The organism is Pseudoduganella sp. RAF53_2, from assembly GCF_052113985.1.
Classification (GTDB): domain Bacteria; phylum Pseudomonadota; class Gammaproteobacteria; order Burkholderiales; family Burkholderiaceae_D; genus Rugamonas.
This window is the reverse complement of record NZ_JBFRDW010001014.1, coordinates 1-1,317: the sequence shown is the minus strand read 5'-3', so window position 1 is coordinate 1,317 and position 1,317 is coordinate 1. Positions and strand designations below refer to the sequence as shown.

The window sequence follows — 1,317 nt, the reverse complement described above, 5'->3', positions numbered from 1 at the left end:
CACCCTGATGGGGGGCGATGGCAATGACATCCTGAACGTGGGCGCTGGCATCGATATCGCCGATGGTGGTGCTGGCGACGATACGGTGGCAGTCCTTGGAAATTTCGCTGATTACACGCGCAGCCGCACCTCGCTGACGGACACACTGCTGGTCAACCCATCCACTGGCGAGAGCGTCACCCTGCGCGGCGTTGAAAAAGTATTGTTTGCTGACGGTGCGAAAACTCTGGCTGATATCCRGCTCAATGTGAAGAGCCCACTGAATGATGTGTTGACCGGCTCCAACCTAGCAGACACCATGGACGGTGGCCTAGGTGCGGACACCTTGCAAGGTGGCAGCGGCGACGATACCTATATCGTCGACCAGGCAGGCGACATGGCCGACGAAGCGCCGGCAAATGGCCACGACACCGTGCAAGTTGCTTTCACCAAAGCGGGCATCTACACCCTGGGCGTCAATGTGGAAGACAGTGTAGTGACGGCAGCAAGTTCGCTGGCCGTCGGCATTACGGGTAATGCGCTTGACAACCGACTGGTCGGCAATGCGGGTGTCAACGCGCTGACAGGTGGTCTCGGGAACGATACTCTCGATGGCGGTGTTGGTGCCGACAAGTTGGCGGGTGGCCAGGGCGATGATGTCTATTACGTGGACAACGCGGCCGATAGTGTCACTGAACTGGCTAATGAAGGCGTAGATCGCGTGATCACGACACTGACAAAATACACGCTGGCAGCCAATGTCGAAGAACTGGTGTACTCCGGCACTGCAGGTTTCGCAGGCACGGGCAACACGCTGGACAACACCATTACCGGCGGCAGTGGCAATGACACCTTGCTCGGTGGTGACGGCAACGACGTGCTGCGCTTTGGAGCTGGCCATGACATTGTCGACGGCGGTGCGGGTAACGACGTAGTGGAACTGACCGGTAATATTATCGGCTATGCGACCACCCGTGTGAACAATACGGACCTGATGCTGACCAACACTCAAACGGGCGACAGCGTCACTCTGCACAACGTTGAATCGGTCCACTTTAACGATGGCGACCTCACCACGGCACAGCTGGCAATGAACGTCAGCAGCAATTTCAATGACAACTTAGTCGGCACGGCGGGCGATGATCAGCTCGATGGTGGGGCTGGTGCCGACACCATGGCGGGCCTCGGTGGCAACGACGTGTATTGGGTGGACAACAAAAGTGATGTGGTAATTGAGCAGTCCGCTGGTGGCGACGACTTAGTCATGGTCAATATTGTGGCCAATGGAATCACTTACCAACTGCCTGCCAACGTCGAAGGCGCGCAGGTGTATAGCAA

General features: G+C 57.4%; 1 protein-coding gene. It reads left to right on the top strand.

Annotated elements, in window-relative coordinates; genetic code table 11:
• A partial coding sequence (locus tag AB4Z11_RS31920) for a calcium-binding protein (RefSeq protein WP_442030218.1) occupies positions 1-1,317 on the top strand: 1,317 nt, incomplete at both ends.